This window comes from Streptomyces sp. W1SF4 (genome assembly GCF_003950035.1).
GTDB lineage: Bacteria > Actinomycetota > Actinomycetes > Streptomycetales > Streptomycetaceae > Streptomyces > Streptomyces racemochromogenes.
The window spans coordinates 6,295,163-6,321,802 of the sequence record NZ_CP034350.1; the positions used below are offsets into that span (position 1 = coordinate 6,295,163).

Consider the following 26,640-nt stretch of genomic DNA (forward strand, 5'->3'; position numbering starts at 1 on the left):
AATGCTCCAAATTCCGGTGGCGGAATCCTGTTGGGTCACGCGCACCCGTACCCACCGGTAGCAGGCAAAGCTGGTCAACCTGACTGCCTGCCGTACAGAGGGGGACCCCGCCCATGACCGGTTCACGCGTGGTGGCGCTAGGGCACTACCAGCCCGCGAAAGTGCTCACCAACGAGGACCTCGCGGCCATGGTCGAGACGAACGACGAGTGGATCCGCTCCCGGGTGGGCATCCGCACCCGCCACGTGGCGGGTGCCGACGAGCCGGTCGACGAGCTCGCCTACCAGGCCGCCGGCAAGGCCCTCGCGCACGCCGGCCTGAGCCCCGACGACATCGACCTCGTCCTCGTCGCCACCTCCACCGCCATCGACCGTTCCCCCAACATGGCCGCGCGCGTCGCCGCCAAGCTGGGGATGCGCGGCGCGCCCGCCGTGATGGACATCAACGTCGTCTGCTCGGGCTTCACCCACGCCCTGGCCACCGCCGACCACGCGATCCGGGCCGGCTCCGCCACCCGCGCGCTGGTCATCGGCGCCGACAAGATGACCGAGATCACCGACTGGACCGACCGCACCACCTGCGTGCTGACCGGCGACGGTGCGGGCGCGGCCGTCGTCGAGGCCAGCGAGGAGCCGGGCATCGGCCCGGTGCTGTGGGGCTCGGTCCCGGAGATGGGCCACGCCGTGCGGATCGAGGGCACGCCGCCCGTCTTCGCCCAGGAGGGCCAGTCCGTCTACCGCTGGACCACCAGCCAGCTGCCGCCGCTGGCCCGGAAGGTCTGCGAGAAGGCCGGGGTGACCCCCGAGGAGCTCGCCGGGGTCGTGCTGCACCAGGCCAATCTGCGGATCATCGAGCCGCTCGCCGCGAGGATCGGCGCCGTCAACGCCGTCGTGGCCCGCGACGTCGTCGACTCCGGGAACACCTCCGCCGCGAGCATCCCCATGGCCCTGTCGAAGCTGGTCGAACGGGGCGAGATCCCCTCCGGCGCCCCGGTCCTCCTGTTCGGCTTCGGCGGCAACCTCTCCTACGCCGGCCAGGTCATCAGCTGCCCCTAGGCCAGCCCCCCGGCCGGGGCCCGGAGCCGGGTCCCGGCCGCCGGGGGTGCGGCCCCGCGCCGCCCGGCTCCCGGCATGCCCGCAGGTCAGCGCGGCGTGGCGGACCGGCGGCCGCCCGCAAAACGTGGTCGGAAGCCCGGCGATCCCCTGCTATGGTTGTCCATGTCGCCGCGGGAAACCGGGGCCGACCACCGGTCCGGGTGGCGGAATGGCAGACGCGCTAGCTTGAGGTGCTAGTGCCCTTTATCGGGCGTGGGGGTTCAAGTCCCCCCTCGGACACACAGAGAAAGAACCCCACTCCGGTGGGGTTCTTTCGCGTTTCCGGGCGGAGCCGGTCCCTTCGGCGGCGAAGCCCGGGTGACCTCGGCGGAGAACGGGGTGGCCGGATCCACCCGTGCGGCATCATGGGGCCTGACCGGGTCGAGGGGGGAACGTGTCGCAGGACGAACCGCGCAGTGACGTCGTGATCGCCGGGCGGTACCGCCTGGGGAAGAGGCTGGGACGCGGCGGTATGGGGACCGTGTGGCAGGCGTCGGACGAGCTCCTGGGCCGTGCGGTCGCCGTGAAGGAACTCCACGTCGGCGAGGGCAAGGAAGCCGCCGGAGCCCTGCGCGAGGCCCGCACCGTCGCACAGATCAAGCACCCGCACGTGGTCGTCGTGCACGACGTCGTCGAGGACGACGGCCGCCCGTACATCGTGATGGAACTCGTCGAGGGCGGCTCGCTCGCCGACCGCCTCGGCGCCACCGGTCCGCTGGACGCCGGTGAGACCGCCCGCATCGGGCTCGCCCTGCTCGGCGCCCTCGGCGCGGCGCACGACCGCGGGGTGCTCCACCGGGACGTCAAGCCCGCCAACGTCCTCATGGAGGCGGGCACCGGCCGGGTCGTGCTCACCGACTTCGGCATCGCCCGCCTCGCGGGCTCCACCACCATCAGCGAGACCGGCGCCTTCGTCGGCTCGCCCGAGTACACCTCCCCGGAGCGGATGCGGGGCGCAGCCGCCGGACCCGAGTCCGACCTGTGGTCCCTCGGCGCGCTGCTGTGCGCCGCGCTGACCGGCGAGTCCCCCTTCCACCGGGACTCGCTGGGCGGGGTGCTGCACGCCGTCGTCTACGACGAGATCCGCCCGCCGGTGCAGGCCGGGCCCCTGACCCCGCTCGTCCGGGGCCTGCTGGAACGCGACGCCGAACGCCGGCTGGGCGTGGCGGACGCCCAGCGGATGCTGTCCGCGTACGTCACCACCGGCAGCCTGCCCCTCCTCGACCGCACCCCCGGCCCGGCCCGCCCCGCGGGCCCGGCCACCCCGCCCGGCCCCGCCGGCCCTCCCGGGTACTCGCCGACCGAACGCGTCACCGCCCGGACCGGCCCCGCGGCCGAGCCGGGGACTCGCCGGGCCGGCCTGCGCGTCGGGCTGGTCGCCGCGCTCGTCGTGGTGGCCGTCATCGGCGCCGTCGTCGTGACCTCGCTGCTCTCCGACCGGGCCGCGGACAAGGGCACCCGGGCGGCCGGACCGGGCAACCCCGCCTCTCCTTCCCCCGGCGTGACCGCGTCAGCCCCGCAGTCCCCGGCGGCCGCCCCCACCCCGCCCGCCGCCGCCGCGGGGGCCACGGCCACCGCCACGACCACGGTGACCGCGCCGGCCCCGGCCCCGCCCGCACAGCAGGCCCCCGGCAAGCCGGCGCCCGCCGGATACCGCTTCGTCTCCGACCCGGACGGCTTCGGCCTCGCCGTGCCGCAGGGCTTCCAGCGCACCACCGACGACCAGCGGGTCTTCTACGTCTCCCCGGACGGCGCGATCCGGATCGGCATCAAGGTGAAGCCGGCCGCGGGCGGCCCGCTCGCCGCGATGCGGCAGTCCGACGCCAACGGCCCGTCCAACAACCCGGGCTACCGCGACAACACGATCGTCCCCACCACGCACAACGGACTGCCCGCGGCGCTCTGGGAGTTCACCTGGAACGGCTTCACCACCTCCGAGGGCCCCCGGCACACCTTCGACCTGTGCTGGGACGAGAACGGACGCATGTACGACGTCTGGGTCTCGGCCCCCCTCGGCCGCCTCACCCAGGCCAGGGGGAACTTCGACGCGGCCCTGGACTCCTTCGTCCCCGTCGGATAGAGGAGGGGCGACGGGGCGACAGGCGACGCGCGCGGTTACGCGTCCCCCCGCCCCGGCTGGGTGCCCAGGACCACCAGGCCCTCCGGTGCGGGCAGGCTGCCCGGGGCGAGCGGGCCCAGGGTCTGCGGCAGCGCGAGGCGCGGCCCCCCGCCCTCCGGGGGCGCGTCGAAGAGGTACGCCGCCCCCGACGAGGAGTCGCTGACCAGGTGTGGGCCCCCGGCCGACGCGGTGAAACGGGTCAGCGGGGTCCGGAAGAGCCTCCCCAGCTGGCGCAACGTCTCCGGGGTGGCGGCGGCGGGCGGTGCGGCGGGCGCCGCGCCGGCCGGGCCGGCGTCCGGGGGGATGGCCCCGGACAGCAGCAGCGCCAGCAGCACCGGGACCGCCTTGCGGCGCAGGGCCTCGGTCGCGGGGCCCAGCCGGTGCGCCGCGGCGGCCGGCAGGGACAGGGCCAGGCTCCCGGCGGCCTCGCCCGTCGCGATCGGCACCGCCGAGCAGACGACCCCGGGGGAGTACTCGCGCAGGTCGAACACCGGGGCGCCCGGAGCCACCGCGTCCAGGGCGCTGAACAGGACCCGGCTGTCGGTGATGGTCCGCGCGGTGAGCCGGGTGGGGCGGTGGCGGGCCACGTGGTCGGCCCGGCCGTCGTGGTCGAGCTGCGTCAGCAGGCACTTCCCGACCGCGCTGGCGTGCGCGGCCGCCCGGAAGTCCACCCACTCCCGTACCGGCGGAGCCCCGGGGCCGTCCGCCATCTGCGTGATCCGGACCTCGCCCTCCGCGTACCGGCTCAGGTACACGGCGGCGCCCGCGCTGTCGCGGGCCAGCGCCAGGGTGCGCTGAAGCTGCCCCGCCAGGCCGGTGCCGCCGGGGGCCGCGAGCCGGTCCAGGGCCGGGCCGGGCGCGTACACCCCGGGGCCGGGGCAGTACGCGTACTCCTCCTCGCGCAGCATCACCAGCAGCGGGCGCAGCTCCGCCCCGCCCAGCCCCGACTCCCGTGCGAGCTGGGCTGCCCGCACGCCGAGCGGGTGCCGCTCCAGGACCCGTACGGCGGCCAGCGCGCGCCGCGCCTGCGCCAGGGCCTCGCCGGTGTCGGACTGGACCACCGTCCCCCGCGCGGCCGACGTCAGCGCGGGGTGCCGCAGCGGGCCCGGCCCGGGGCGCGGCCGGGGCGCCGGGGGCGGGGCCGGCGGCAGGAACGCGGCCAGCACCGCGGCCAGCCCCGGCCTGGGCAGCGGTACCGGGCCCAGGTCGGGGTCGTCGCACTGGTCGACGTACCGCAGGACGGCCGCCTGGGCGCACAGCCGCACCTCGCGCAGCTCGCGGCGGCCGCTCGGACGGAACCCGCGGCGGCCCAGCTCCCGCGCCCAGAGGCGGGCGTCGTGGTGCTCGCCGCGCCGGGAGTGGTCCAGGAAGAGGCAGTAGGCGGCCGGAGCGGTGCGCGGGCTGCCGGAGCCGGCGGCGAACTGCCACCAGAAACGGGATCCCTCGCGCAGCCCCGACAGGTACAGCAGGCAGCCGAAGACGACCGCGCCCGGCAGGTCGCTGTGCCGACTGTCCAGGAAGGCTTCGAGGTCGGCCCCGGCGCGCGGGTCCCCCACCACGGCCAGGCAGGCGGCCTTGAGGTCCCGCCGGGCCCGCTCCGACTCCAGCGGGCGGTCCCGTGCGGGATCGCTCCAGCCGAAGGGCCGGCGCCGGCTCCGGGCCGGGGCGGCGGCGGGGGCGCCGGGGCCGCGGGGCGCGCGCAGCAGCCGGGCCTCGGCCGCGCCGAGGTCGTAGTGCGGGTACCGGTCGCGCACGCTCGCGCGGGCCAGGAACTCCGCCAGGCTGCGCGGGGCCGCCGCACGGTCGCCGTCGGGGTCGCCGCCGCGACCGCCGCCGGGGTCCTCGCCGGGCCTCATGATCCGGCGGACGTGTCGAGCAGCCGGGCGAGGCGCCGGTGGGCCTGGCCGAGCTGCGAGCGGACGGTGGCCTCGTCGACGCCCATCACGGCGGCGGCCTCGCCGGGGGTGCACTGGAGCCCGTAGCGCAGCAGCACGGTGTCCCGCTGCCGCTCGGCGAGGCGGGAGACCGCCGAGTAGAAGCGGATGGTGTCGGTCAGCACCTCGTACTGGTCGGCGTGGGCCTCCTTGAGGGCCGCCTCGAAGGCGCTGATGTCCATCGGCTCGGGCCGGCGCAGGCGCGGGTCGCGGCGCTGCTGCCAGTCGACGATCCGCTGCTTGAGCACGGTCCAGGCGTAGGCGTCGAGGCGGTCCATGTGGAGCATGCGCAGCCACTCGTTCATGATCGAGTCGAAGGTGGCGTCCACCGCGTCCTCGGCGGCCGCGTCGGAGCCGAGCTGGAGGTACGCGAAGCGCATGTACGCCGGCCGCCGATTCGCGTGGAAGGCCCAGTACGACAGGCGCGCGGTCGGATCCCACTGACTCATGGGCGTCGGCTGCCGCCGTCGGCTGGGCAGTCCCACGGTCCCGCCGGACTCCTCCGGTCCGCCATCGTTCACCGTTCCCCACCTCATCCCCTGTGCGGGGTCCATGAGAGCAGCGCCTACGCCTTCCGAGGGGGCGGAGGAGCAACATGAGGGGATTAGGTGCGGGGATGATCAGATGGTGACCGATGCCGATCACGCGAGGTGCCGCGGAGCCCGAACGCATATGCCGGGGCCGCGCGGAGCCGAACGGGATCCGACGGTCCGTCCGGCGCCCGGTCCGACGGCCCGTCCGGCGCCCGGTCCCGCGCCCGGCCCGGCGTCCGGCCCGGTGCCCGGTCCGGTGCCCCGGTCCGGCGGGCGGACACCGGTCGGGGCCCCGGCGGTGCGGCTGTAGCATGGGCCCATCGCGAGGGCCGTGACGCAGAGGTCACAGTCCTCGCTTTTGCGTTGCGTCCCCGCGCACCGCCGCCGGACCCCCGGACCCCCGGGAAAAGCCGACGCGTGGCGTTTCGCCGGTTCGATACGATGAACCGCGCGTTGTCACGCGTAGATCCGTACAAATGAAACGAATGGAGCATCCGAGGATGGCTCGACACCTGATCACCAGCGCGCTTCCCTACATCAACGGGATCAAGCACCTGGGCAACATGGTCGGGTCGATGCTTCCGGCGGATGTGTACTCCCGGTACCTCCGCCAGCGCGGCCACGACGTCCTGTACATCTGCGCCACCGACGAGCACGGCACCCCCGCCGAACTCGCCGCGAAGGAGAACGGCCTGCCGGTCTCCCAGTTCTGCGCGCAGGCCCACGACGCCCAGAAGGCGGTCTACGACGGCTTCGAGCTGTCCTTCGACTACTTCGGCCGCAGCTCCTCCGCGCAGAACGTGGAGATCACCCAGCACTTCGCACGGCAGCTCCAGGCCAACGGCTTCATCGAGGAGCGCGCGATCCGGCAGGTGTACTCGCCCGCCGACGGCCGCTTCCTGCCGGACCGCTACGTCGAGGGCACCTGCCCGCACTGCGGCTACGACAAGGCGCGCGGCGACCAGTGCGAGAACTGCACCCGCGTCCTGGACCCCACGGACCTGATCGAGCCCCGCTCGGCCATCTCCGGCTCCACCGAGCTGGAGGTCCGCGAGACCAAGCACCTCTTCCTGCTCCAGTCCAAGCTGCAGCACGAGGTCGAGGCCTGGGTCGCGCGCCACGAGGACGAGTGGCCCCAGCTGGCCTCCTCCATCGCCCGCAAGTGGCTGACCGAGGGCCTGCACGACCGCGCCATCACCCGCGACCTCGACTGGGGCGTCCCGGTCCCGGCCGACACCTGGCCCGAGCTCGCCGCCGAGGGCAAGGTCTTCTACGTCTGGTTCGACGCGCCGATCGAGTACATCGCCTCCACCAAGGAGTGGGCCGACGCCGACCCGGCGAACCGCGACTACAAGTCCTGGTGGTACGAGGCCGAGGACGTCCGCTACACCCAGTTCATGGCCAAGGACAACGTCCCGTTCCACACGGTGATGTTCCCGGCCACCGAGCTCGGCACCCGCGAGCCGTGGAAGATGGTCGACTACGTCAAGGCCTTCAACTGGCTGACGTACTACGGCGGCAAGTTCTCCACCTCGCAGAAGCGCGGCGTCTTCACCGACCAGGCGCTGGAGATCCTGCCCGCCGACTTCTGGCGCTACTTCCTCATCGCCAACGCCCCCGAGTCCGACGACTCGTCCTTCACCTGGGAGCACTTCGCGGCCACGGTCAACAAGGACCTCGGCGGCACCCTCGGCAACTTCGTCAACCGCGTACTGACCTTCTCCCGGAAGAAGTTCGGCGACGAGGTCCCCGCCGGCCACGCCGCCGGCGAGGCGGAGGCCAGGCTCGGCCGCCAGATCGCCGAGCTGCTCGCCGAGTACGAGGGCCACATGGAGACCCTCCAGTACCGCAAGGCCGCCGCCGCCCTGCGCGCCCTGTGGTCGGCCGGCAACGCCTACCTCGACGAGAAGGCCCCGTGGCTGGAGGTCAAGACCGACCTCGACGCCGCGGCCCTCACCCTGCGCACCGCGATGAACCTCATCCACCTCTACTCGGTGGTCTCCGAGCCCTTCATCCCGGCCTCGGCGCGCGCCATGCGCTCCTCCTTCGAGCTGCCCGGCGACACCGCCGCCTGGGTCACCCCGGAGCAGGCCGAGGCGCTGGACACCGTCCCGGCCGGGACGCCGTTCACCGTGCCGCCGGTGCTCTTCGCCCGGATCACCGAGGAGGACCTGGAGTCCTACCGCGAGCGCTTCGGCGGCGACCCGGAGGCCTGAGCGCTCCGATGACCGCCCTGGAGGGGCGCGGCCCGCGCGGCCGCGCCCCTTCGGCGCGCCAGGGGGTAGGCCGGGCCCGGGGGCGGGCCGGGCCCGGGGGTTGGCCGGTCCCCGAGGGTAGGCAAAACCCCACCATGAGGACTCCGCCTGGGCGTGCAGACCTGGCCGGGGGTGCGCGGCTGGAATGGGTCCATGACCCCTTCCCGTACCGTCCGGTGGACCGCCGGCTGGCTGCTCGCGGCCGCCTGGGCGCTGTCGTTCCCGCTGTTCTCCGCCCTCGCCCCGCACCGCCTGTGGGGCTGGTGCGCGGCCGCCGGATACCTCGCCGCCGCGGCCGCCACCGCCCTGGGCCGGCGCCGGGAGGCGCTCGCCGCGGCGCTGCTGGGCGCGGTGGCCGTACCGCTGCTGTACCTGGTGCTCACCGGACAGGGGCAGTCCGAGGTCGGCGTCATCGAGCGGTCCGGGCGGCTCCTGCTGGAGACCGGAAGGCTTTACGTGGACCAGCCGGCCGGGGTCGAGGAGTACACCCCCTACCTCCCCGGCATGGCCCTCCTGGGCATCCCGCGCGCCCTGCTCGGCGACGGCTCCGGCGACGGGCACCAGTGGGCGGTGCGCCTGCTGGGCGACGCCCGGCTGTGGTGCGCGACCGTGCTGTTCGGCGGGATGCGGGCGGGCCGCCGCCTCCTGGGCGCCGCCCCCTCCCCGCTGCTCCCGGCCCTGGTGGCCTCGCCGGTCGTGGCGCTCCCGCTCGCGGTGAGCGGGGTGGACCTGCCGCTGGCGGGGCTGTGCTGCCTGGCCCTCGCGGCGGCCGCCTCCGGCCGCCCGGCGGCCTCCGGGGCGGCCCTGGCCGCGGCGTGCGCCCTGAAGTGGACGGCGCTGCCCGCGGTGGCGGTGGTACTGGCCCTCCTCGCGGCGTGCCGGGGCCGGCGGGCGGCGCTGCGGTGCGTTCTGGTGACGCTGCTGGGTACGGCGGCCCTGGTGGTGCCGGGCCTGCTGCTCCAGCCGGGGGAGCTGTGGCGGCAGGTGTTCGCCTTCCCGACCGGCCGGGCCGAGGTGGCGACCCCGGCGAGCAGCCCGCTGCCGGGACACCTGCTGGCGGAACTCGCGCCGTGGGGCTGGTACCTGACGGTGAGTCTGCTGGCACTCGGCGGGCTGGGGGTGGCGGTGTCGCTGCTGGTGCGCCCGCCGCGCACGGTGGTGGCCGCGGCCGACCGGCTCGCGCTCGGCCTGACCCTGGCCTTCCTGCTGGCCCCGGCGGGCCGCTTCGGCTACCTGGCGCTGCCGCTCCTGCTGGCCGCCTGGGCCCGCTCGGCGAGCCCGGCCGGCCCGGCCGTCTCCCGCGTGGTGACGGTCTCCGGCCCGGCCCGGCCCGCACCCCCGGCGGCCGCCGGGAGCGCGGCGGGACCGGACCGGGCGGTGTCCGCGCCCGCCGCGGGCGCCCGGTAGCGGTCCCCGGTTCAGGCCGGTTCCGCTCCGCGCAGGTGGGCCAGGACCGCCAGGACGCGCCGGTTGCCCTCCGTCGGGTCCAGGTCCAGCTTCGTGAAGATGCTGCTCGCGTGCTTGACGACGGAGGCCTCGGTGATGAACAGGCGGGCAGCCAGGGCCTGGTTGTTGAGGCCCTGCGCCATCAGCGCGAGCACCTCCCGCTCGCGCGGGGTCAGGCGGGCCAGCGGCTCGTTCGCCGGCCGCGGCGCGAGCAGGACGCGGACCACCTCCGGGTCGATGACCGTCTGCCCCTCGTGCACCCGGCGCAGCGCGTCGAGGAACTCCTCCACCTCCCCGACCCGGTCCTTGAGCAGGTAGCCCAGCCCGGCCGCCGAACCGCCGGTGAAGAGCTGGGTCGCGTACGCGGTGGCCACGTACTGCGAGAGCACCAGGACCGGCAGGGACGGGTCCGCGGAGCGCAGTTCGAGGGCCGCGCGCAGCCCCTCGTCGCGCAGCCCGGGCGGCATCCGCACGTCCGTGACGACCACGTCGGGACGCTCGGCGGCCACGGCCCGCAGCAGCGCGGGGGCGTCGCCGACGGAGGCGAGGACGCGGTGGCCGCCCAGGGTCAGCAGCTCCGTCAGCCCGGCCCGCAGCAGGACGGAGTCCTCGGCCAGGATCACCCGGAGCACGGGACCTCCACCCTCAGTTCGGTCGGACCGCCCACCGGACTGGACACCGTCAGCCTGCCCCGCAACATCGCCACCCTGTCCGCGAGTCCCGCCAGGCCCGCCCCCGCGCCGGGATCGGCCCCGCCGCGGCCGTCGTCGGTGATGGTGAGAGTGAGCCGGTCACCCTCGACCCTACCGGCGACGCCGACCCGGGAGGCGCCGCTGTGCTTGGCCGCGTTGGCCAGGGCCTCGGCGACGGTGAAGTAGGCGGTGACCTCGACCGGTTCGGGCAGCCGGGGCAGCTCCAGGTCCACCGTCACCGGCACGGGATGGCGCAGCGCGACCTCGGACACCGCCGCCGCGAGCCCGTGGTCGGTGAGCACCTGCGGGTGGATCCCCCGTACGAGGTCGCGCAGTTGGGCGAGGGCCAGCTTGGCCTCCTCGCGGCCCCGGCTCACCAGCGCGGCCGCGTCCGCCGCCTCCGGGTGCGCGCGGAGCCGCAGTTCGGCGAGGCCCAGGGTCATGCTGAGGGCCACCAGCTGCTGCTGGGCCCCGTCGTGCAGGTCCCGCTCGATGCGCCGCCGTTCGGCTTCGAACGCCTCCACCAGCCGCACGCGCGAGCGGGTCAGCTCCAGCACCCGGTCGTCCTCCGTGCGCGGCCCGAGCAGCAGCCGGGCGCACTTGACCTGGGCCCCGGCGATCAGCGCACCCGCGTACGCGGTCAGCACCAGCCCGGCCAGCCCCACGGCCGTACCGCCCAGCGCCTCCAGCGGTCCGGCCACCACCTCGCCGGGCACCAGCATCACCGGCTCCGGCGCGAGCGCCCACACGATGACGGGGGAGGCCACCAGCATCAGCGAGAACGCCAGCAGCGACACCACCCCGAGGCCGGCCGCCCCGAAGACCGGCCCGAGCAGGGCGGCGTACCCGAACTCCCGCCAGGTGGCGCGCTCGCGCAGCCGGGTCCGCAGCCAGGCGGCGGGGCCGGCCCCGGCGAGCGAGGTGTGCGGGTCGGCCACCGGCCGCGGCTCCACCCACCGCAGCCGGCGCCGCTCCAGCTCCCCCAGCGGCACCGCCCCCGCCAGGGCGGCGGTCAGCAGCAACAGCCCGACCCCGGCCACCGCGAGCAGCACCCCGAGCCCGAGGAGCACCGCCAGCGCGAGCAGCACCCCGTACCCGAGGGGGAACCCGCTCCCGAGGTACGCCCAGCACCGCCAGGGCCACCAGGACCCCAGGAACCGCAGCGGCCGCCGCGCGGCCCGCCAGACGGCGACGGGCGGGGCGGGCGGGGCCGGGGGGACGGGTACGGAGGGTATGGACGCGGACATACCGACAGCCTAGGTGAGCCGTGCCGGACGCTAAGTGAGCCGTCGCACAAGGATCTTGACCTGTCCGGCGCGTGTCCGAATGCGGGCCTTGATCGTTTCTTCAGCCGTAACCCTCATATCGGCTGCCGGATCGGGAGGACCGCGGTGACGGCTTGGCAGTACTTCGCCGGGGCGGGGCTGGTGGCCGCGCTCTGCCCGCTGCACGGCCATGTGGCGGTCGCGGGCGACGGCCACGGCCGCGGGGCCCGGGTCGACGTGTGCGTGCCCGGAGGGCCGCCGAAGCCGCCCGCGGGGCGGCCGCCCGTCATGCCGCCCCCGCCCGTGGCGCGGCCGGGGACCCCGTCGGCGCAGCCGCCCGTGCGGGTGACGGTGCCCGGCGCCGTCCGGCCCACGGTGCGCCACCCCGGCGCCGCGCCGGGGCTCGCGGAGCGGCCCGCGCCCGGGGCGGCGGTGCCCGGCGGGCCGGCGCAGCCGCCGCAGGCCCCGCCGGCGGCGGACCCGCGGCCGGAGCCGGCCCCGGCCGATGCCCCCGCCCCGCCCGGGGCCGCAGCCGCCGCCGAACGGGTGAGCCGGTTCCACGTACGCCCGTACCACTCGGCGGCCCTGGCACGGCGCGGCCCGGACGGACTGAGCACCATGATGCTGATGGTGGTCATGACCACCCCGGCCGTGCTGGCCGCCGCCGCGCTGCGCCCCCGCTCCAAGAGCCGGAGCTGACGCCCCCGGGCGCCCCTCACGCATCCACGCACCCACGCACCCACGAACGGGAGATCCCTCGTGTCCGAATGGCTGGTCCTGGCCATCGCCATGGCGCTCGTCTGCGCCCTCGTCCTCGCCATGACCGTGGTCCGGCACCGCCGGGTCGCGGACGACGAGGACACCAGCGAAACCCCCGACGTCATCGAGTACATGACGATGATGGTCGGTGTGGTCTACGCGATCGTCCTGGGCCTGGCCATCGCGGGCGTCTGGGAGGCGCGCGGCGCGGCCGAGGACAGCGTGCGCCGTGAGGCCCAGTCGCTGTACGAGGTCACGCAGCGGGCCGACGTCTACCCCGGCCCCGTCCGCGACCGGATCCGCGGCGAGGTGGACGCCTACGTCGCCCACACCGTCAGCGTGGACTGGCCGCGGCTGGTCTCCGGCCAGGACGCCTCCGCCGAGGGCGCCCAGCTCCTCGGAAAGCTGCGCACCGACGTCACCCACCAGAGCCCCGCCAACGAGCTCCAGGCACAGGCCTACCAGCCGCTGCTCGACCACATCGCGGCCGCCGACGACGCCCGGCACTCGCGCACGCAGAGCGACGAGTCCACCCTGCCGAGCGTGGTCTGGTTCGGGCTGGTGGTCGGCGGCCTCGTCACCATCGGGCTGATCTTCACCCTGCAGATCCGGCGCTCGGGGCGCGAGCTGCTGCTGGCAGGGCTGTTCAGCGCGCTGATCGTGTTCCTGCTGTTCATGGTGTGGAGCTTCGACGCCCCGTACGGGCGGGACGGGACCGACTCCGCCGGCCCCTTCCAGGACCTGTTCCCGGCCCTGTCGGTGACGGCCTCCCGCTGAGCGCCGCCCGCCGGTTTCCGCTGAGCCCCCGCGGGCCCTGGCAGGGGGCGCGCGCCAGGCCCCGTACGGCGGCGCTCAGCCTCCGGCCGGGGCCTCCTGCCGCCGTACGGCGGCCACGAGCGGCGAGTGCCGCAGGGCGTGCGAGATCCGGACGAGGTCGCGCGGCCCGTCGGCCAGCAGCGGCACCCGCTCCTCGTCGCCGCTCCCGGCCGCCTCCGGGGCGGCGGTGGCGGCCCGTACGGCGGCGACCACCATCGCCGCGTCCGCGACGGCGCGGGCCGTCTCCTCGTCCGCCCCGGCCGCCCGGGCCCGTTCGTAGGCGGTGTCGCGGTGGTGCCGGTCGAAGGCCGGGCCCAGGCGCAGGAAGCCGTCGTGGATGTCGGACTCCCGCTGGATCACCCGGATCGCGGCCGGGGACCACCAGGACATCCGTACGCAGGGCGTGCCGCGGGGTACGGTGCTCTGCACCTCGTGCCACAGCGCGCCGAGGTGGCGGTAGGTGCTCCAGGTGCGCCAGCTGTCGGACACGCGCTGGCACGCGAGCGGCAGTACGAAGCCCACGGAGCTGACGAGGGCGGCGAAGGCGGCCAGCGGCGGGGCGAGGTAGGTGCTGAGGTAGTCCAGGTCGTGGCCCAGCCAGCGGGCGGCGACGGCGGACATCTTGGACGCGTCGTAGGCGAGGCTGATGGTGTAACCGGCGACGATGATCACCAGTCCGGCCCGGAGCCAGCCGCCGACCCGCAGGGACCAGCGCCAGCACATCGACACCATCATCAGCACGGCGGCGTTGTGGGCCAGCAGGTAGGCCGTGATCATCAGGCGGATGTACGGCGTGTTGGCGTAGTAGGTGTCGAAGTCCCGCAGCCGCTCGACGGGGGCGTCACCGAGGGCGAAGAGGACGACGATGGCCACGATGACCACGGAGTAGCCCGCGATCCAGCGCTGGGAGGTGCGCCGGATCTCCTGCGCCGGGCCGCCGCGCCAGTTGAACATCAGGACGAGGCAGGAGGCGCTGAAGGCGGTCATCAGGCAGTAGACGAGCGGGGCGGAGACGTTGGGGACGCCGGTCCAGCGGTTGACGGCGGCGATGGTGGGCGGGGCGGCGAAGGTGAACACCGAGCCGCCGAGGAGGAGCAGGACGAAGACGGACCGCAGGAGCGGATCGCGCCCGTTGGCGCGCAGCGCCGGCAGCTTGCACACGAGGGCCACTGCCATCGCGGCAGCCGGGATGTAGTAGTCCGGTCCGCTCAACGGTCGTTCCTGCGCCCCCGGTAGCCGAGCGAGGTCTCGATGCGGCCGGCCAGCTCGTCCCGCTGGGCCGGTGGCCGGTGGCCCGCCGATCCGGCCAGCCAGGTGCGACAGCGGCTGCCCAGCAGGAGGCCGAAGCTCTCGGCCTCCGTCTCCTCCTGGACGTCGGCCCGGGTGCGGGCGGCGACGCTGCGGACCGTCTCGCCGAGGTCGGCGGCGTCGGTCAGCAGGCGGGCGGCGACGGCGGCCCCGTCGACGTGGTGGCTGCAGTGGCCGGCCTTCATGTGCCACAGCTCGTGGCCGAGGATGACGAGCTGGTGGTCGGGCGCGGTGCGCTCCTCGATGACCACCAGGTCCCGGTCCGCCATGTCGAGCCAGAGGCCGCTCGCGGTCCCCTGCGGGAACGCGGCCATCCGGAACTCCACCGGGCGGCCGCGGTGCCTGCTCATGCCCTCGCAGAGGGCGGCGTAGAGGTCCAGTGGTTGCACGGGGGCGGCCAGCTTGATGCCGGACACCAGCTCCGCGCACAACCGCCGCTGCGCTCTGCCTATGCTCACCGTTCTCCCCGTCGGCGCGGATCCGGATCAGGACTCAAGGATCAGATCCAGACTTTCGACTGGGTCATGATTCGTTCGGTTTGACGCTTTCGAGAAGCATGTCCAGCCATTCGGTCACCTTGTCCCGGTGCTTGTCGCTGGGCAGTTGGGCGGCGCGCCAGGCGATGCCCCGTACGCCGTGGTTCTGCAGGAGTCTTGCCAGCGGATCGCCCGCCGAAGCCGCCTCCGCCGGTACGGTCTGCCGCTCGCGCCCGGCGAAGTCCTGGAGCAGCTGCTGCTCGGTGCGCTGGAGCGCGTCCGTGAGGGCGTCGGCGTCGTGGGCGGTGAGGAAGCCCGCGTGCACGCCGAAGAACCGCTGGATGGCGTCGCAGTGCTCCATCGTGGGCCGCCGGTCGCCGTTGATCAGGGCACCCGCCTGCTGCCGGGACATGCCGGCGCCGTCGGCGATCTCCTGCTGCGTGTAGCGGCGCCCGTTGGGTTTGACCCGGGTCCGTCGCAGCAGGTCCAGGCGCTGGAGGAAGCGCGCCTGGAGATCGGGCTCACCCGCCCGCCGGCCGTCGAGCAGGCTCCTGATCACATCGGTGGGAACCCCGGAGGCCTCGGAGAGCCGGCGGAGGTCGAAGACCTGGTTCGGGTCGCGGCCCATTTTGTTCGCCAGTTCGGCGACCCGCGTGACGGTCGCTGCCAGGGGCGCGTTGGCCACCGCGACGGGAGCCGGGAAGCCGTCTGTCACCAGTGGTTCTCCTAGATCGCGCGAGGTCAGTGGGCACGTGGTCGGCCTTGAGGAATCTATCCGGTTTGTTTTGGGAGAGCCAGAACTTGCCACAGCTGTGGCGGGAATGAGCTGTCGCTCGGCTGGAATTGCCACAATAGTTGACACTCGAATGAAGTCGGTAGCAGGATCGCCACACGGAAATGAAGATCCAGACCGTTGAGGAGGGGGAGCTCTCGGTGCCACATCTCGCAGCGGTGGGCCCGTCTGATGGCCTCGTCCGAGCCGGTGAGGAGCGCCTGACGGGCGAAGAGCCCCGCGGCGCAGTGCGAACGGAGCGGCGCAAGGAGATTTTGCGCCAGCGCCGCGAAGAACTGGGCCTGAGCCAGGACGACGTCGCGTCGCGGTTGCGCATCAGCGTGCGCGCGTACGGAAACTGGGAACGCGGGCTCGTCAAGGAGTGGACGGACCGCAAACTGCTCGCCCTGGCCGAGGCCTTGGAGATGAGCGAGCGGCAGTGCTTCTGGCTGTTCCGGGTCATGGTCGACCGGGACCCGCCGCCCACCTGGCGCGCGGCCGAGGAGAACCGGCTGCCCCAGGACCCGGCCCAGCGCGACTACCTCGTCGACTACGCGGCCCTCATGGAGGCCGTGCCCTACCCGAGCTTCCTGGTGGACCACCGCTGGGACGTGGCCCTCACCAACTCGGCCTTCGACCGGCTGTTCCAGTCGGTCCGCCCCCACCCGACGGCCCTGCCGGACGACAACTTCCTGCGCTTCGTGCTGTTCCACCCGGACGCCGCGGCCGTGCTGGAGGACCACGAGCCGGCCTGGTGCGTGCCGCTGCTGGCCCGGTTCGCGACCGCCCTGGGCGAGGCCCCGGAGGACGAGGGACTGCGGAGCATCCGTCAGGAGGTGGCCCGGGACCCGTTCATGGAGGCCGCCTACCGCTACGGGGTCCCGCACTGGCTGACCACCCACGGGGAGGCCGCCGCCGAACTGGACGGCGCCGTGCGGACGGTGCGCCACCCCGACCCCGGCTGGGGGCTGGTTCGGTGCCGGATGGTGGCGGAATCCAGCCGAATGCTGGAGGGCATGGGCCTGACCCGGATCACCCTCGTGCTCTCGGCCCCGCAGGGCCTGCCGGCCGGTCCGGTGCGCGGCGGCGGGGGCTTCCCGCAGCAGCAGGGCGCCCGTCTGCGGGCCGTGCCGCCGCTGGGGGAGTGACGCCGCGGGGGAGACTGGTCCCCTGAAGGGGAGACTGGTCCCCTGAAGCACGCGCCACGGCCCGTGCCGGGGCGGGGTCGGTGGCACGGTGCCAAACCGACTGCCTGGTTCGGTGCTGCGGATGCCACGATCCGCGACACCGCGCGGATGCCACGGATCGTGGCACCGCCGCGGTGCCGCCGGAGCCGTGGCTTCGCCCGTGCCCGGGGCAGCCCCGGGCCGTGGCCGCGGCCACGACGGTGGAAGGGCGGACATGGGCATGCGGTTGACCATCCTCGGCGGGGGCGGATTCCGCGTCCCGCTCGTCTACGGGGCCCTGCTGGCGGACCGGGCCGAGGGCCGGGTGTCCCACGTGACGCTCTACGACGAGGATCCCGCCCGGCTCACCGCCATGGCCCGGGTCCTCACCGACCAGGCCGCGGCCTCCGGCGCGGCGGACGCCCCGGCCGTCACCGCCACCGCAGACCTGGACGAGGCCCTGCGCGGGGCCGACTTCGTCTTCTCCGCCATCCGCGTCGGCGGCCTGGAGGGCCGCGCCGCGGACGAGCGGATCGCACTGGCCGAGGGAGTGCTGGGCCAGGAGACGGTGGGCGCCGGCGGGATCGCGTACGGCCTGCGGACGGTGCCCGTCGCCCGGGAGATCGCACGCAGGATCGCCCGTACCGCCCCGCAGGCGTGGGTCATCAACTTCACCAACCCGGCCGGCGTGGTCACCGAGGCCATGGCCGAGGAACTGGGCGACCGGGTCATCGGCATCTGCGACTCGCCCGTCGGGCTCGGCCGCCGGATCGCCCGGCTGCTCGGCGCCCGGCCCGGCGAGGCCTGGATCGACTACGTCGGCCTCAACCACCTCGGCTGGGTGCGCGGCCTGCGGGTCGGCGGGCGCGACGAACTGCCCCGGCTGCTGGCCGACCCCGAGGCCCTGGAGTCCTTCGAGGAGGGGCGCCTCTTCGGGGCCGACTGGCTGCGCTCGCTCGGCGCGATCCCCAACGAGTACCTGCACTACTACTACTTCAACCGTGACACGGTACGCGCCTACCAGGAGGCGAAGCAGACCCGCGGCGCCTTCCTGCGCGACCAGCAGCGCGGCTTCTACGCCGAGGCCGGCCGGCCGGGCCGGCCCGCCGGGGCGGCGCTCGCCGCCTGGGAACGCACCCGGGCCGAGCGCGAGGCCACGTACATGTCGGAGAACCGCGAGGTGGCCGGCGTCGGGGAGCGCGAGGAGAGCGACCTGGAGTCCGGCGGCTACGAGAAGGTCGCGCTCGCCCTGATGCGGGCCATCGCCCGCGACGAGCGGGCCACGCTGATCCTCAACGTCCGCAACGGCACCACCCTGTCCGTGCTGGATTCCGAGGCGGTCGTCGAGGTGCCCTGCCTGGTCGACGCGAACGGCGCCCACCCGGTGTCGGCGGCACCCCTGCCGCTGCACGCGGTGGGTCTGGTCACCTCCGTGAAGGCGGCCGAGCGGGCGGTGCTGGCCGCCGCCGCGAGCGGCTCCCGCGCCGACGCGGTGAAGGCCTTCGCGCTGCACCCGCTGGTGGACTCGGTGGCGGTGGCCCGGCGGCTGCTGGACGGGTACGCGGCGGAGCACCCGGGCCTGGCCTACCTGCGCTGACGCCCTCGGCCGCGGCCGGGGCGGCGGTTTCACCCGTACGGCGGCTTGCGGCATGCGCCGCGGTGGGGGCGCTGTGAGAGTGCGAGATGTGACCACTGCCCGCGCCGTCGCCGCGGCGCCCCCCGTGCTGGACCGGCGGCGGCGCAACGTCGTCTTCGGCACGATCATGCTGGGCGTGCTGCTGGCCGCGCTCGACCAGACGATCGTGGGCACCGCCCTGCCCACCATCGTCGCGGACCTCGGCGGCGCGGCCCACATGGCCTGGGTGGTGACCGCGTACCTGCTCGCCGAAACCGTCGCGACCGTGCTGGTCGGCAAGTTCGGCGACCTCTTCGGCCGCAAGATCGTCTTTCAGATCTCCGCCGTCGTCTTCATCGCCGGATCGTTCCTGTGCGGCCTCGCCGGCAACATGACCCTGCTCATCCTGTGGCGGGGCCTGCAGGGCATCGGCGCCGGCGGCCTGATGGTCACCTCCATGGCGCTGATCGCCGACGTCGTCCCGCTGCGCGAACGCGGCAAGTACCAGGGCGCGATCGGCGCCGTCTTCGGCGTCGCCACCGTCATCGGACCCCTGCTGGGCGGCCTGTTCACCGACCACCTCAGCTGGCGCTGGGCCTTCTACGTCAACGTGCCCGTCGCCGTCCTCGTCGTCGTGGCCGCCGCCCGCACCATCCCCTCGGTACGCGCCGTCGGCCGGCCCGTCATCGACTACCCGGGCATCGCCCTCGTCACCGTCGGAGCCAGCGCCCTCATCCTGGCCACCAGCTGGGGCGGCAACGAGTACGCCTGGGACTCGCCGGTGATCATCGGCCTGTTCGCGGGCGGCGCGCTGGCCCTCGCCCTGTTCTGCCTGGCCGAGACCCGGGCGGCCGAACCGATGCTGCCCATGCGGCTCTTCCGCAACCCGGTCTTCACGGTCTGCTCCGTCCTCAGCTTCGTCGTCGGCTTCGCCATGCTCGGCGCGATGACCTTCCTGCCGACCTACCTCCAGTACGTGGACGCGGACTCCGCCACCCTGTCCGGCGTACGGACCCTGCCGCTGGTCGTCGGCCTGCTCATCGCGTCCGTCTTCAGCGGCAACGCCACCTCCAGGACGGGCCGGTACCGGATCTACCCCATCGTCGGCTGCGCGGTGATGGGCGCCGGCCTGTACCTGCTGTCGCTGATGGGGCCCGGCACCGGCGCCTGGCTGGAGTCCGTGTACATGTTCGTGCTCGGCGCCGGCATCGGCCTGTGCATGCAGGTGCTCACGATCGCCGTGCAGAACACCGTCGACTACGCCGACCTCGGCACGGCGACCTCCGGAGTCACCTTCTTCCGTACGCTCGGCAGCTCCTTCGGGACCGCCGTCTTCGGCACGATCTACGCCGGCAGCCTGGAGCCCGAACTGAACGCCGCCATCGCCGAGGCGGCCCGCGCCACCGGCGCCGACCCGGCCCGCATCGGGGCCGCCGCGCAGAGCCCGCAGGGGGTGCACGGGCTCGACCCGGCCGCGGCGGGCCCGGTCGTCGACGCGTACGCCGACGCCCTGCACACCGTGTTCCTGTGGACGGTGCCGGTGGCCGCCGTGGGCTTCGTCGTCGCGCTGTTCCTCAAGCAGGTCCGGCTGCGCGACAGTGCCCGGGCGGGCTCGACCGACATGGGCGACGGCTTCGCCTCCCCGGCCACGGCCTCGGGGGACTCGGCCAAGCTGCTGGAGCTGGCGGTCGGCAAGCTCGTGCGGAACATGGGGCCCGACACGGCGCGGGCCATCGTCAACGCCTCCGACACGCGCCTGGACATGGCCGGCGCGTGGGCGGTGATGCAGGTGGACCTGATGACCCGGACCGTGGGGCACGCCGGCCTGGGGCTGATCGCCTCACGGCTGTCGCTGCCGCCGGAGGTGCTGCTGCCGGTCTTCGACCGGATGGTGGAGGAGGGCTTCCTGACGCGGCAGAACGGCTTCTTCGCCCACACCCGGGCGGGCGAGCGGGAAGCCGCCGTGATCTCCCGGGCCTGGGCGGACTGGCTGGGGGACCGGCTGGAGCGGGACCGCGGCCGCCCGGGCAGCGGAGAGCTGCGGGCGGCGGCGGACGCGATCGCGAAGCGGCTGCTGGCCGAGGACCTGGGGGAGGGCAACTTCGCGCCCCGGCGCACGGCTTAGGCCGTTGCCGCTTCTAGGAGGGGCTGCTTCCGGTGCCGGTGGGATAGTCGTGCGAGGGGACGGGCGGCAGGGCCGTGAGGTCCGGGCGCCAGACGCGCAGGACGGCCGCCGACGGAGGGTAGAGGGCGCCGGGGATCTCCTCCGGGGCGAACCACTGCCAGCGGGCGATCTTGTGCGGCTCGGTGACGGCCGGGGTGCCCTCGGCCGAACGGGTGAGGGCGGCCACCGTCAGACGGGTCGGCGGCTCGGGGTCCGCGTACAGCTGGACGGCGAGCAGCTCGACGTCCCCGGGGTCGGCCCGCAGGGAGGTCTCCTCCTCCAGCTCGCGGGCGGCGGTCTCCTCGAAGCGCTCCCCGGGGTCCACCTTGCCGCCGGGCAGCTCCCAGTTCCCGTCGTGGGCCCGGCCGAGCAGGACCCGGCCGTCGGGGCCGACGACGATCAGCCCGACGCCGACGGTCGCGTGGATCCCGGCGAGGGCGCGGGCGGGCGGGGAGCCTTCGGGGCGGGATCCGGTGTCGCGGGCGCTCTCGTGTTCGCTGGCCATGAGGTCATCTTCGCCGGTGGGGCGGCGCGCCCACCCTAGGACGGATGTGCGAGTTTCGGCCGGGCTCCGGACGTGCAGGCTCTGGGCGGTCAGATCGTCGTACGGGACGCCGGGTCGGGGGTTGCCATGGCACATCTGCTGGTCATCGGCGGAGGTGTCGCCGGGCTCGCGACCGCCCTCCTCGCGGCCCGCCGGGGGCACACCGCCGAGGTCTTCGAACGCGACACCCGCGCCCCGGGCACCGCCCTCGACCGGGACTTCTTCGGCTGGCGCCGCCCGGGCGTACCGCAGGCGGCGCAGCCGCACGTCCTGCTCGGCGCCGCCCGCCGGCTGCTGCGCGCCGAACTGCCCGACGTGCACGCCGAGATGCTGCGGCTCGGCGCCCGCGAACGGCACGAGCTCGACTGGTTCGAGGTGCGGCCGCCCGCGCGCCCGGGGGACGAGGACCTGGTCATGATCCAGGCCCGGCGGATCGTGCTGGAGAGCGCGCTGGCCGGTGCCGTGCGGGCGGAGCCGGGCGTGGTGGTGCGGTACGGGGAGCCCGTCGTCGGCCTGACGCGGGGCGAGGGGGGTGAGGGGGGTGAGGGGGGCGAGGAGGCCGGGAGGGCGGCGGGGGTTGACGGGCCCGGGGTGGCCGGGCCGGCCGGCGCGGTGCCGTGGGTCCGGGTCACCGGGGTGACCACCCCGGGCGGCGCGTACCGGGGCGACCTCGTGGTGGACGCGGCCGGCCGGCGGAGCGGCTCCGCCGGCCTGGCGGCCGCCGCCGGCTGCCGTCCGGCCCCCGTCGAGCGGCACCGCACCGGGCTGGCGTACTTCTGCCGCTGGTACCGGCTCCCCGACGGGACGGACGAGGGGCCGCGCCGGCCGTGGACCGTGACCGGCGGCGCCTTCGCGGGCTGCGCGGTCTTCCCGTCCGACAACCGGGTCTTCGCCGTCACGGTGTTCGCGCACACCGGGGACCCCACCCGCGCCGCCCTGCGGGACCCGGCCGTGTTCGAGGCCGCCGCGCGGGCCTTCCCGCCCGGCGCGGCCTGGCTCGGGCTGGGCGCCGAGCCGCTGTCGGGGGTGCTGGCGGCCGCGGGCCTGGACAACCGGTGGAGCCCGCTCGCCGACGGGCGGGGCCCGGTGGCCGGCGGGATGGTGCCGGTCGGCGACGCGCTCACCCACACCAACCCGACCCTGGGGCAGGGGACTTCGCTGGCGCTGTGGGCCGCCGACCGGGTGGCGCGCACGGCCCACCAGGACCCGGGCTCCTTCGGCTTCGCCGCCGCCTACCACGGCTGGGCGCTTCGCACCCTGAAGCCGTGGTTCGACCTCCAGGTCGGGGCCGACGCGGCGGTCGGGGAGCGGCTCGCGGCGGGGGCCGGCGGCGTGGCCGGCGGTGCCGGGGCGGGCCGGGCCCGGGAGGCGGCCGCGCTGTTCGAGTGCGCGCTGGAGGACCCGGAGGTGATGCGGGCCCGGGCCCGGGTCCGCCACCTGGCCGAGCCCCCCGAGCGCGCCTACGCGGCCCCCGAGGTCCGGGCGCGGGTGGCCCGCTGGCTCGCGGCCCGGCCGGACTGGACGCCGAACGCGGTGGGCCCGGCCCGCGCGGAATGGGAGGAACTCACCGGCACCCGCAGCGGCGCGCACACCGGGGCCGACGCTGACACGAACCCCGGCACCGGGAGCGGCCCCGGGAGCGGCCCAGGCACGGGCCTCAGCACCAGCCCCGGCCTCAACACCGGATGCGGCCCCGGCCTCAACACCGGCCCCGGCCCCGACACCAGGTGCGGCACCGGCCCCGGCACCAGCATCGGGAGCGGTCCCGGCACCAGCACCGGCACGGGCCTCGGCACCAGCACCGGGTGCGGCCCCGGCACCGGGACGGGCCTCAGCCCCGGCCCCGGCCCCAGCACCGGCACGGGCCTCGGCACCAGCACCGGGTGCGGCCCCGGCACGGGGACGGGCCTCAGCACCGGCCCCGGCACGGCCATCGGCTCCGGCCCCGCTCCCGGCCCCGGCCAGGCCCAGGCAGCGGTGCCCGGGCCGGCCCGGGGCGCGGCCGGGTGAGGGGGCGGGGGCCGGTCCCGTGCCGACCGCAGCCGGGCCGTTGCCCGCGGGCCGGGGCGGCGGCTCAGCCCGTGCCGCCCAGCACCTCGGCCAGGTCGTAGCCGACGACCTCCTCCAGCTGGGCGTACGTACAGCTCTCCGGCGTCCGGTCGGGGCGCCAGCGCGCGAACTGCGCGGTGTGCCGGAAGCGGTCGCCCTCCATGTGGTCGTACCGCACCTCGCAGACCCGCTCCGGGCGCAGCGGTACCCAGGACAGGTCCTTCTTCCCCGTCCAGCGGCTCTGCGCGCCCGGCAGCCGGGCGGTCTCGTGGGCCGCCTCCTCGGCCCAGGCGGCCCAGGGATGGCCGGCCGGGTCCGGCATGCGCAGGGGTTCGAGCTCCTCGACGAGCTCGGCCCGGCGCTTCATCGGGAAGGCGGCGCAGACGCCCACGTGCTGGAGGGCGCCGTGGTCGTCGTACAGGCCGAGCAGCAGCGATCCGATGATCGGACCGCTCTTGTGGAAACGGAAACCCGCGACGACGACATCGGCCGTACGCTCGTGCTTGATCTTGAACATGAGGCGGGCGTCGGGCCGGTAGGGAAGATCGAGGGGTTTCGCGACGACCCCGTCGAGCCCGGCGCCCTCGAACCGCTCGAACCACTCCCGCGCGAGCCCGGGATCGGTGGTGGCGGGCGCGAGGTGGACGGGGGGCCGGGCGGTGGAGAGCGAATGGACGAGGGCGCTGCGGCGCTCGCCGAGCGGGGTGTCGAGGAGGGACTCGTCGCCGAGCGCGAGCAGGTCGAAGGCGACGAAGCTGGCCGGCGTCGTCCCGGCGAGCAGCTTCACCCGGGAGGCGGCGGGGTGGATCCGCTCGCTGAGACGGTCGAAGTCGAGGCGTCCGCCGTGCACGACGACGATCTCCCCGTCGACCACGCAGCGGGCCGGCAGGTTCTCCTTCAGCGCGGCCACCAGCTCGGGGAAGTACCTGGTCAGGCTCTTGCCGGTACGGCTGCCGACCTCCACCTCGGCCCCGTCACGGTGCACGATCGCCCGGAAGCCGTCCCACTTGGCCTCGTACTGCATGCCCGGCGGGATCCTGCTCACCGACTTGGCGAGCATCGGCTTCACGGGCGGCATCACCGGCAGGTCCATGCCCTCGATTCTGCGGTGGTACGTCCGGGCCCGCTCGGTGTGCGCGTCCGCCCGCACCCGCCTACCGTGGCGCCCATGGGCGGTAGCGCGGGTGGTGCGATCGAGCTCGAAGCGGGCGGACGGGCGGTACGCCTGTCCAGCCCGGACAAGGTGTACTTCCCGGAGCGCGGCCTCACCAAGCGGGACGTCGCCGAGTACTACCTGGCCGTCGCCGACGGGATCACCCGCGCGCTGCGCGACCGCCCCACCACCCTGGAGCGGTACCCGGAGGGAGTGGAGGGGGAGTCCTTCTTCCAGAAGCGCGCCCCGAAGAACCTGCCCGACTGGATCCCCACCGCGCACATCGCCTTCCCCAGCGGCCGCACGGCCGACGAGATCTGCCCGACCGAGCCGGCCGCCGTCCTGTGGGCCGCCAACCTGGGCTGCCTGACCTTCCACCCGTGGCCGGTGCGCCGCGAGGACACCGACCGGCCGGACGAACTGCGCATCGACCTCGACCCGCAGCCCGGCACCGACTACCACCACGCGGTGGCGGCGGCGCACGAACTGCGGGCGCTGCTCGACGAGCTGGGGCTGCGCGGCTGGCCCAAGACCTCGGGCGGCCGCGGCCTGCACGTCTTCGTCCCGATCGCGCCGCGCTGGACCTTCACCGAGGTCCGCCGCTGCGCCATCGCCCTGGGCCGGGAGCTGGAGCGCCGCATGCCGGGCAAGGTCACCACGGCCTGGTGGAAGGAGGAACGCGGCGAGCGGATCTTCGTCGACTACAACCAGACGGCCCGCGACCGGACCATCGCCTCGGCCTACTCCGTCCGCCCCCGCCCGCACGCCCCGGTCTCGGCGCCGCTGCGCTGGGACGAGGTGGACGACGCGGAACCGCGCGACTTCGACATCGTGACGATGCCGGCACGCTTCGCCGAACTGGGTGACCTGCACGCCGACATGGACGACCACGCCTTCGGCCTGGAATCCGTCCTGGAACTCGCGGCCCGCGACGAACACGACCACGGCCTGGGCGACATGCCGTACCCGCCGGACTACCCGAAGATGCCGGGCGAACCGAAACGCGTCCAGCCGAGCCGCGCGAAGCCCGCCGACTGACACCCAGCCCGGCTTCCGGGGCCCGGGGCGCGGGCGACTCCCTTGCTCCCGCCCGGGGCGCCAGGGCCTAGCCTGGCGGCATGGACGCCGCTCCCGCCCCGCTCCCGCTGCTCTTCCTCGACGTGGACGGCCCGCTGATCCCCTTCGGCGGAACCGGCTACCCCCCGGCCGCCGGGCCCGGCAATCCGCTGCTCGCCAGGCTCGACCCCGGTCTCGGGCCCCGGCTGCTGGCCCTGCCGTGCGAGCTGGTGTGGGCGACGACCTGGGCGGACGAGGCCAACGAGACGCTCTCCCCGCGCCTGGGTCTGCCGTGCCTGCCGGTGGTGGAGTGGCCGGAGCCCTCCGACGCCGAGGGCCGGGACGGCCTGCACTGGAAGACCCGCACCCTCCTGGAACGGGCCGGCGAGCGGCCGTTCGTCTGGGCCGACGACGAGATCACCCCCGCCGACCGGGCCTGGGCTGCCGCCCACCACCCCGCCCCCGCGCTCCTGCACCGCGTCGACCCCCGGACGGGACTGACGGACGCGGACTTCGCCGTACTGGCCCGCTGGCTGGGCAGGCCCGGAGCGGACACCCCCTAGTCGGTGTCCGTCGCCGCGAGGAGGGCCAGGCGGCGGCGGTCGGGGGAGAGGGCCGCGATGGCGAAGTCGGTGCCTGTCTCGTTGTGGAACCAGCCGGAGTCGGCCTCGAAGCGGAACCAGGTGGTCTCGCGGGCCCAACGCTCCACTTCCTCGGCGTCGGCCAGGGCCGGGGCCCCGCTGAGGGCGGACATCGAGCGCCATGCCCACATCCGACCCCACGCTCCGCCCACGCCCTGGTCGTACACCCCGCCCATCGAGGCGGAGGCGAAGAGCAGCTGCCAGACGTCGTCCAACGGTGTGAGCGCGACCTCGAAGCGGGCCGTGGCGCCGACGTCGGCGTGCGCCAGCTGCTCCTGGTACGTCCGCGCCCGCCGGGCGGCGTCCTCGTACCCGTCGGCGAGCCGCGCCCCCAGTTCCCGGAGGTACGCGACGTCGCCCTCGGCGGCACGCCGCTCCGGCTCGCCCCGGACGAACTGAACGTCTTCCATGATCTTCACCCTCATCGGACACGAGCACCGCTGTTGATCAGGTGTTGATCGGACGTCCATCCCGCCCGTCCACGATCGGCGCATGTCGATGAACTCCATTGCCGCCCCCGCCTGGTACGACCAGGCCCTGTGCGCCCAGACCGGTCCGAGCTTCTTCTTCCCGGAGCCGGGGTCCTCGCTCCAGGACGCGAAGCGGCTCTGCGGGGCGTGCGAGGGCAGGGCGGCGTGCCTGGAGTACGCGCTCGCGAACGACGAGCGCTTCGGGGTGTGGGGCGGCCTGTCGGAGGCGGAGCGCTCCGCCCTGCGTCCGCGCGGCGGAACGGCGTAGCGGGAGGGCGGGCCGACGCGGCCGGACACGGCGGAACCCCCGGCG

Annotated in this window: 23 protein-coding genes and 1 tRNA gene; 14 read left to right on the forward strand and 10 right to left on the reverse strand. The window is 74.9% G+C overall.

Going from position 1 to position 26,640, the window contains the following annotated elements:
• Positions 1-113: 113 nt before the first annotated feature.
• From D1J60_RS29295 to D1J60_RS29305, 3 genes are all read left to right on the forward strand, one after another.
• Positions 114-1,055, forward strand: coding sequence for a beta-ketoacyl-ACP synthase III (locus tag D1J60_RS29295; protein WP_125604034.1), 942 nt, complete (start codon positions 114-116; stop codon positions 1,053-1,055).
• Between the two features lie 194 nt (positions 1,056-1,249).
• A tRNA-Leu gene (locus tag D1J60_RS29300) sits at positions 1,250-1,334 on the forward strand.
• Between the two features lie 232 nt (positions 1,335-1,566).
• On the forward strand, positions 1,567-3,174 hold the full coding sequence (locus tag D1J60_RS29305) for a serine/threonine-protein kinase (protein WP_241253616.1): 1,608 nt from the start codon (positions 1,567-1,569) through the stop codon (positions 3,172-3,174).
• A gap of 35 nt (positions 3,175-3,209) precedes the next feature.
• Here the strand turns inward: D1J60_RS29305 and D1J60_RS29310 are convergent, their stop codons facing one another.
• Together D1J60_RS29310 and D1J60_RS29315 are read right to left on the reverse strand one after the other, a co-directional pair.
• A complete protein-coding gene (locus tag D1J60_RS29310) occupies positions 3,210-5,069 on the reverse strand; it encodes an IclR family transcriptional regulator C-terminal domain-containing protein (protein ID WP_125823125.1) in 1,860 nt (619 codons plus the stop codon).
• Positions 5,066-5,596: a sigma-70 family RNA polymerase sigma factor gene (locus D1J60_RS29315; protein ID WP_241253435.1), complete on the reverse strand. Its 531-nt coding sequence runs from the start codon at positions 5,594-5,596 to the stop codon at positions 5,066-5,068. Before D1J60_RS29315 ends, D1J60_RS29310 begins: the two co-directional genes overlap by 4 nt.
• 584 nt (positions 5,597-6,180) lie before the next feature.
• On the opposite strand from D1J60_RS29315, the gene metG reads away from it, so the two are divergent.
• Complete coding sequence (gene metG, locus D1J60_RS29325; RefSeq protein ID WP_125823127.1) at positions 6,181-7,896, forward strand: methionine--tRNA ligase; 1,716 nt, start codon at positions 6,181-6,183, stop codon at positions 7,894-7,896.
• Positions 7,897-8,088: 192 nt separating this feature from the next.
• Entirely contained in the window at positions 8,089-9,342 is a 1,254-nt protein-coding gene (locus tag D1J60_RS29330; protein WP_125823128.1) for a glycosyltransferase 87 family protein, read from the forward strand.
• A gap of 11 nt (positions 9,343-9,353) precedes the next feature.
• Here D1J60_RS29330 and D1J60_RS29335 read toward each other — a convergent pair whose 3' ends face one another.
• On the reverse strand, positions 9,354-10,013 hold the full coding sequence (locus D1J60_RS29335; protein WP_125603570.1) for a response regulator transcription factor: 660 nt from the start codon (positions 10,011-10,013) through the stop codon (positions 9,354-9,356).
• Positions 10,001-11,320 (reverse strand): sensor histidine kinase, encoded by a 1,320-nt coding sequence (locus D1J60_RS29340; RefSeq protein WP_125823129.1) that lies wholly within the window; start codon positions 11,318-11,320, stop codon positions 10,001-10,003. The genes D1J60_RS29335 and D1J60_RS29340 overlap by 13 nt, the downstream gene beginning before the upstream one ends.
• A gap of 144 nt (positions 11,321-11,464) precedes the next feature.
• Here D1J60_RS29340 and D1J60_RS37470 point away from each other — a divergent pair, with 144 nt between their 5' ends.
• Together D1J60_RS37470 and D1J60_RS29350 are read left to right on the forward strand one after the other, a co-directional pair.
• Positions 11,465-12,037, forward strand: coding sequence for a hypothetical protein (locus D1J60_RS37470; RefSeq protein WP_164720988.1), 573 nt, complete (start codon positions 11,465-11,467; stop codon positions 12,035-12,037).
• Positions 12,038-12,097: 60 nt separating this feature from the next.
• A complete protein-coding gene (locus D1J60_RS29350) occupies positions 12,098-12,874 on the forward strand; it encodes a DUF4239 domain-containing protein (RefSeq protein WP_125602948.1) in 777 nt (258 codons plus the stop codon).
• A gap of 75 nt (positions 12,875-12,949) precedes the next feature.
• On the opposite strand, the gene D1J60_RS29355 is transcribed toward D1J60_RS29350, so the two are convergent.
• The 3 genes from D1J60_RS29355 to D1J60_RS29365 all read right to left on the reverse strand — a co-directional run bounded on the left by D1J60_RS29355 (position 12,950) and on the right by D1J60_RS29365 (position 15,412).
• A complete protein-coding gene (locus D1J60_RS29355) occupies positions 12,950-14,125 on the reverse strand; it encodes an MAB_1171c family putative transporter (RefSeq protein WP_125823131.1) in 1,176 nt (391 codons plus the stop codon).
• The gene (locus D1J60_RS29360) at positions 14,122-14,679 is read right to left on the reverse strand and encodes a toxin-antitoxin system, toxin component (protein ID WP_164720989.1); all 558 of its coding nucleotides are present in this window, start codon (positions 14,677-14,679) and stop codon (positions 14,122-14,124) included. The genes D1J60_RS29355 and D1J60_RS29360 overlap by 4 nt, the downstream gene beginning before the upstream one ends.
• A gap of 64 nt (positions 14,680-14,743) precedes the next feature.
• Positions 14,744-15,412 carry a helix-turn-helix transcriptional regulator gene (locus D1J60_RS29365; RefSeq protein ID WP_125602946.1) on the reverse strand — a complete coding sequence of 223 codons (669 nt, stop codon included), beginning with the start codon at positions 15,410-15,412 and terminating at the stop codon, positions 14,744-14,746.
• Positions 15,413-15,744: 332 nt separating this feature from the next.
• Between D1J60_RS29365 and D1J60_RS29370 the strand changes: the two genes are divergently transcribed.
• The 3 genes from D1J60_RS29370 (at position 15,745) to D1J60_RS29380 (ending at position 20,375) form a co-directional block, all read left to right on the forward strand.
• On the forward strand, positions 15,745-16,617 hold the full coding sequence (locus D1J60_RS29370) for a helix-turn-helix domain-containing protein (protein WP_125602945.1): 873 nt from the start codon (positions 15,745-15,747) through the stop codon (positions 16,615-16,617).
• A gap of 259 nt (positions 16,618-16,876) precedes the next feature.
• Complete coding sequence (locus D1J60_RS29375; RefSeq protein ID WP_125824248.1) at positions 16,877-18,232, forward strand: 6-phospho-beta-glucosidase; 1,356 nt, start codon at positions 16,877-16,879, stop codon at positions 18,230-18,232.
• Between the two features lie 52 nt (positions 18,233-18,284).
• Positions 18,285-20,375: an MDR family MFS transporter gene (locus D1J60_RS29380; protein WP_125823132.1), complete on the forward strand. Its 2,091-nt coding sequence runs from the start codon at positions 18,285-18,287 to the stop codon at positions 20,373-20,375.
• 13 nt (positions 20,376-20,388) lie between these two features.
• Here D1J60_RS29380 and D1J60_RS29385 read toward each other — a convergent pair whose 3' ends face one another.
• Complete coding sequence (locus tag D1J60_RS29385) at positions 20,389-20,919, reverse strand: NUDIX domain-containing protein (protein WP_125823133.1); 531 nt, start codon at positions 20,917-20,919, stop codon at positions 20,389-20,391.
• A 126-nt stretch (positions 20,920-21,045) separates the two neighbouring features.
• Between D1J60_RS29385 and D1J60_RS29390 the strand changes: the two genes are divergently transcribed.
• The gene (locus D1J60_RS29390) at positions 21,046-22,968 is read left to right on the forward strand and encodes an NAD(P)-binding protein (RefSeq protein WP_125823134.1); all 1,923 of its coding nucleotides are present in this window, start codon (positions 21,046-21,048) and stop codon (positions 22,966-22,968) included.
• A gap of 64 nt (positions 22,969-23,032) precedes the next feature.
• Here D1J60_RS29390 and D1J60_RS29395 read toward each other — a convergent pair whose 3' ends face one another.
• Complete coding sequence (locus D1J60_RS29395; protein ID WP_125824249.1) at positions 23,033-24,100, reverse strand: ATP-dependent DNA ligase; 1,068 nt, start codon at positions 24,098-24,100, stop codon at positions 23,033-23,035.
• A gap of 75 nt (positions 24,101-24,175) precedes the next feature.
• Here D1J60_RS29395 and ligD point away from each other — a divergent pair, with 75 nt between their 5' ends.
• Together ligD and D1J60_RS29405 are read left to right on the forward strand one after the other, a co-directional pair.
• The gene (gene ligD, locus D1J60_RS29400) at positions 24,176-25,198 is read left to right on the forward strand and encodes a non-homologous end-joining DNA ligase (protein ID WP_125605421.1); all 1,023 of its coding nucleotides are present in this window, start codon (positions 24,176-24,178) and stop codon (positions 25,196-25,198) included.
• 80 nt (positions 25,199-25,278) lie between these two features.
• The gene (locus tag D1J60_RS29405; RefSeq protein ID WP_125823135.1) at positions 25,279-25,779 is read left to right on the forward strand and encodes an HAD domain-containing protein; all 501 of its coding nucleotides are present in this window, start codon (positions 25,279-25,281) and stop codon (positions 25,777-25,779) included.
• On the opposite strand, the gene D1J60_RS29410 is transcribed toward D1J60_RS29405, so the two are convergent.
• The gene (locus D1J60_RS29410) at positions 25,776-26,267 is read right to left on the reverse strand and encodes a DUF6183 family protein (RefSeq protein WP_125823136.1); all 492 of its coding nucleotides are present in this window, start codon (positions 26,265-26,267) and stop codon (positions 25,776-25,778) included. The genes D1J60_RS29405 and D1J60_RS29410 overlap by 4 nt on opposite strands.
• Positions 26,268-26,349: 82 nt before the next feature.
• Here D1J60_RS29410 and D1J60_RS29415 point away from each other — a divergent pair, with 82 nt between their 5' ends.
• Complete coding sequence (locus D1J60_RS29415) at positions 26,350-26,595, forward strand: WhiB family transcriptional regulator (protein ID WP_125604078.1); 246 nt, start codon at positions 26,350-26,352, stop codon at positions 26,593-26,595.
• Positions 26,596-26,640: the final 45 nt, after the last annotated feature.

Coding starts and splice junctions, on each gene's coding strand:
- metG (WP_125823127.1), top strand. CDS start 6,181: ATGGCTCGACACCTGATCACCAGCGCGCTTCCCTACATCAACGGGATC.
- D1J60_RS29395 (WP_125824249.1), bottom strand. CDS start 24,100: ATGGACCTGCCGGTGATGCCGCCCGTGAAGCCGATGCTCGCCAAGTCG.
- ligD (WP_125605421.1), top strand. CDS start 24,176: ATGGGCGGTAGCGCGGGTGGTGCGATCGAGCTCGAAGCGGGCGGACGG.
- D1J60_RS29405 (WP_125823135.1), top strand. CDS start 25,279: ATGGACGCCGCTCCCGCCCCGCTCCCGCTGCTCTTCCTCGACGTGGAC.
- D1J60_RS29410 (WP_125823136.1), bottom strand. CDS start 26,267: ATGGAAGACGTTCAGTTCGTCCGGGGCGAGCCGGAGCGGCGTGCCGCC.
- D1J60_RS29385 (WP_125823133.1), bottom strand. CDS start 20,919: ATGGCCAGCGAACACGAGAGCGCCCGCGACACCGGATCCCGCCCCGAA.
- D1J60_RS29295 (WP_125604034.1), top strand. CDS start 114: ATGACCGGTTCACGCGTGGTGGCGCTAGGGCACTACCAGCCCGCGAAA.
- D1J60_RS29380 (WP_125823132.1), top strand. CDS start 18,285: ATGCGCCGCGGTGGGGGCGCTGTGAGAGTGCGAGATGTGACCACTGCC.
- D1J60_RS29310 (WP_125823125.1), bottom strand. CDS start 5,069: ATGAGGCCCGGCGAGGACCCCGGCGGCGGTCGCGGCGGCGACCCCGAC.
- D1J60_RS29305 (WP_241253616.1), top strand. CDS start 1,567: ATGGGGACCGTGTGGCAGGCGTCGGACGAGCTCCTGGGCCGTGCGGTC.
- D1J60_RS29315 (WP_241253435.1), bottom strand. CDS start 5,596: ATGAGTCAGTGGGATCCGACCGCGCGCCTGTCGTACTGGGCCTTCCAC.
- D1J60_RS29330 (WP_125823128.1), top strand. CDS start 8,089: ATGACCCCTTCCCGTACCGTCCGGTGGACCGCCGGCTGGCTGCTCGCG.
- D1J60_RS29390 (WP_125823134.1), top strand. CDS start 21,046: ATGGCACATCTGCTGGTCATCGGCGGAGGTGTCGCCGGGCTCGCGACC.
- D1J60_RS29375 (WP_125824248.1), top strand. CDS start 16,877: ATGCGGTTGACCATCCTCGGCGGGGGCGGATTCCGCGTCCCGCTCGTC.
- D1J60_RS29415 (WP_125604078.1), top strand. CDS start 26,350: ATGTCGATGAACTCCATTGCCGCCCCCGCCTGGTACGACCAGGCCCTG.
- D1J60_RS29340 (WP_125823129.1), bottom strand. CDS start 11,320: ATGTCCGCGTCCATACCCTCCGTACCCGTCCCCCCGGCCCCGCCCGCC.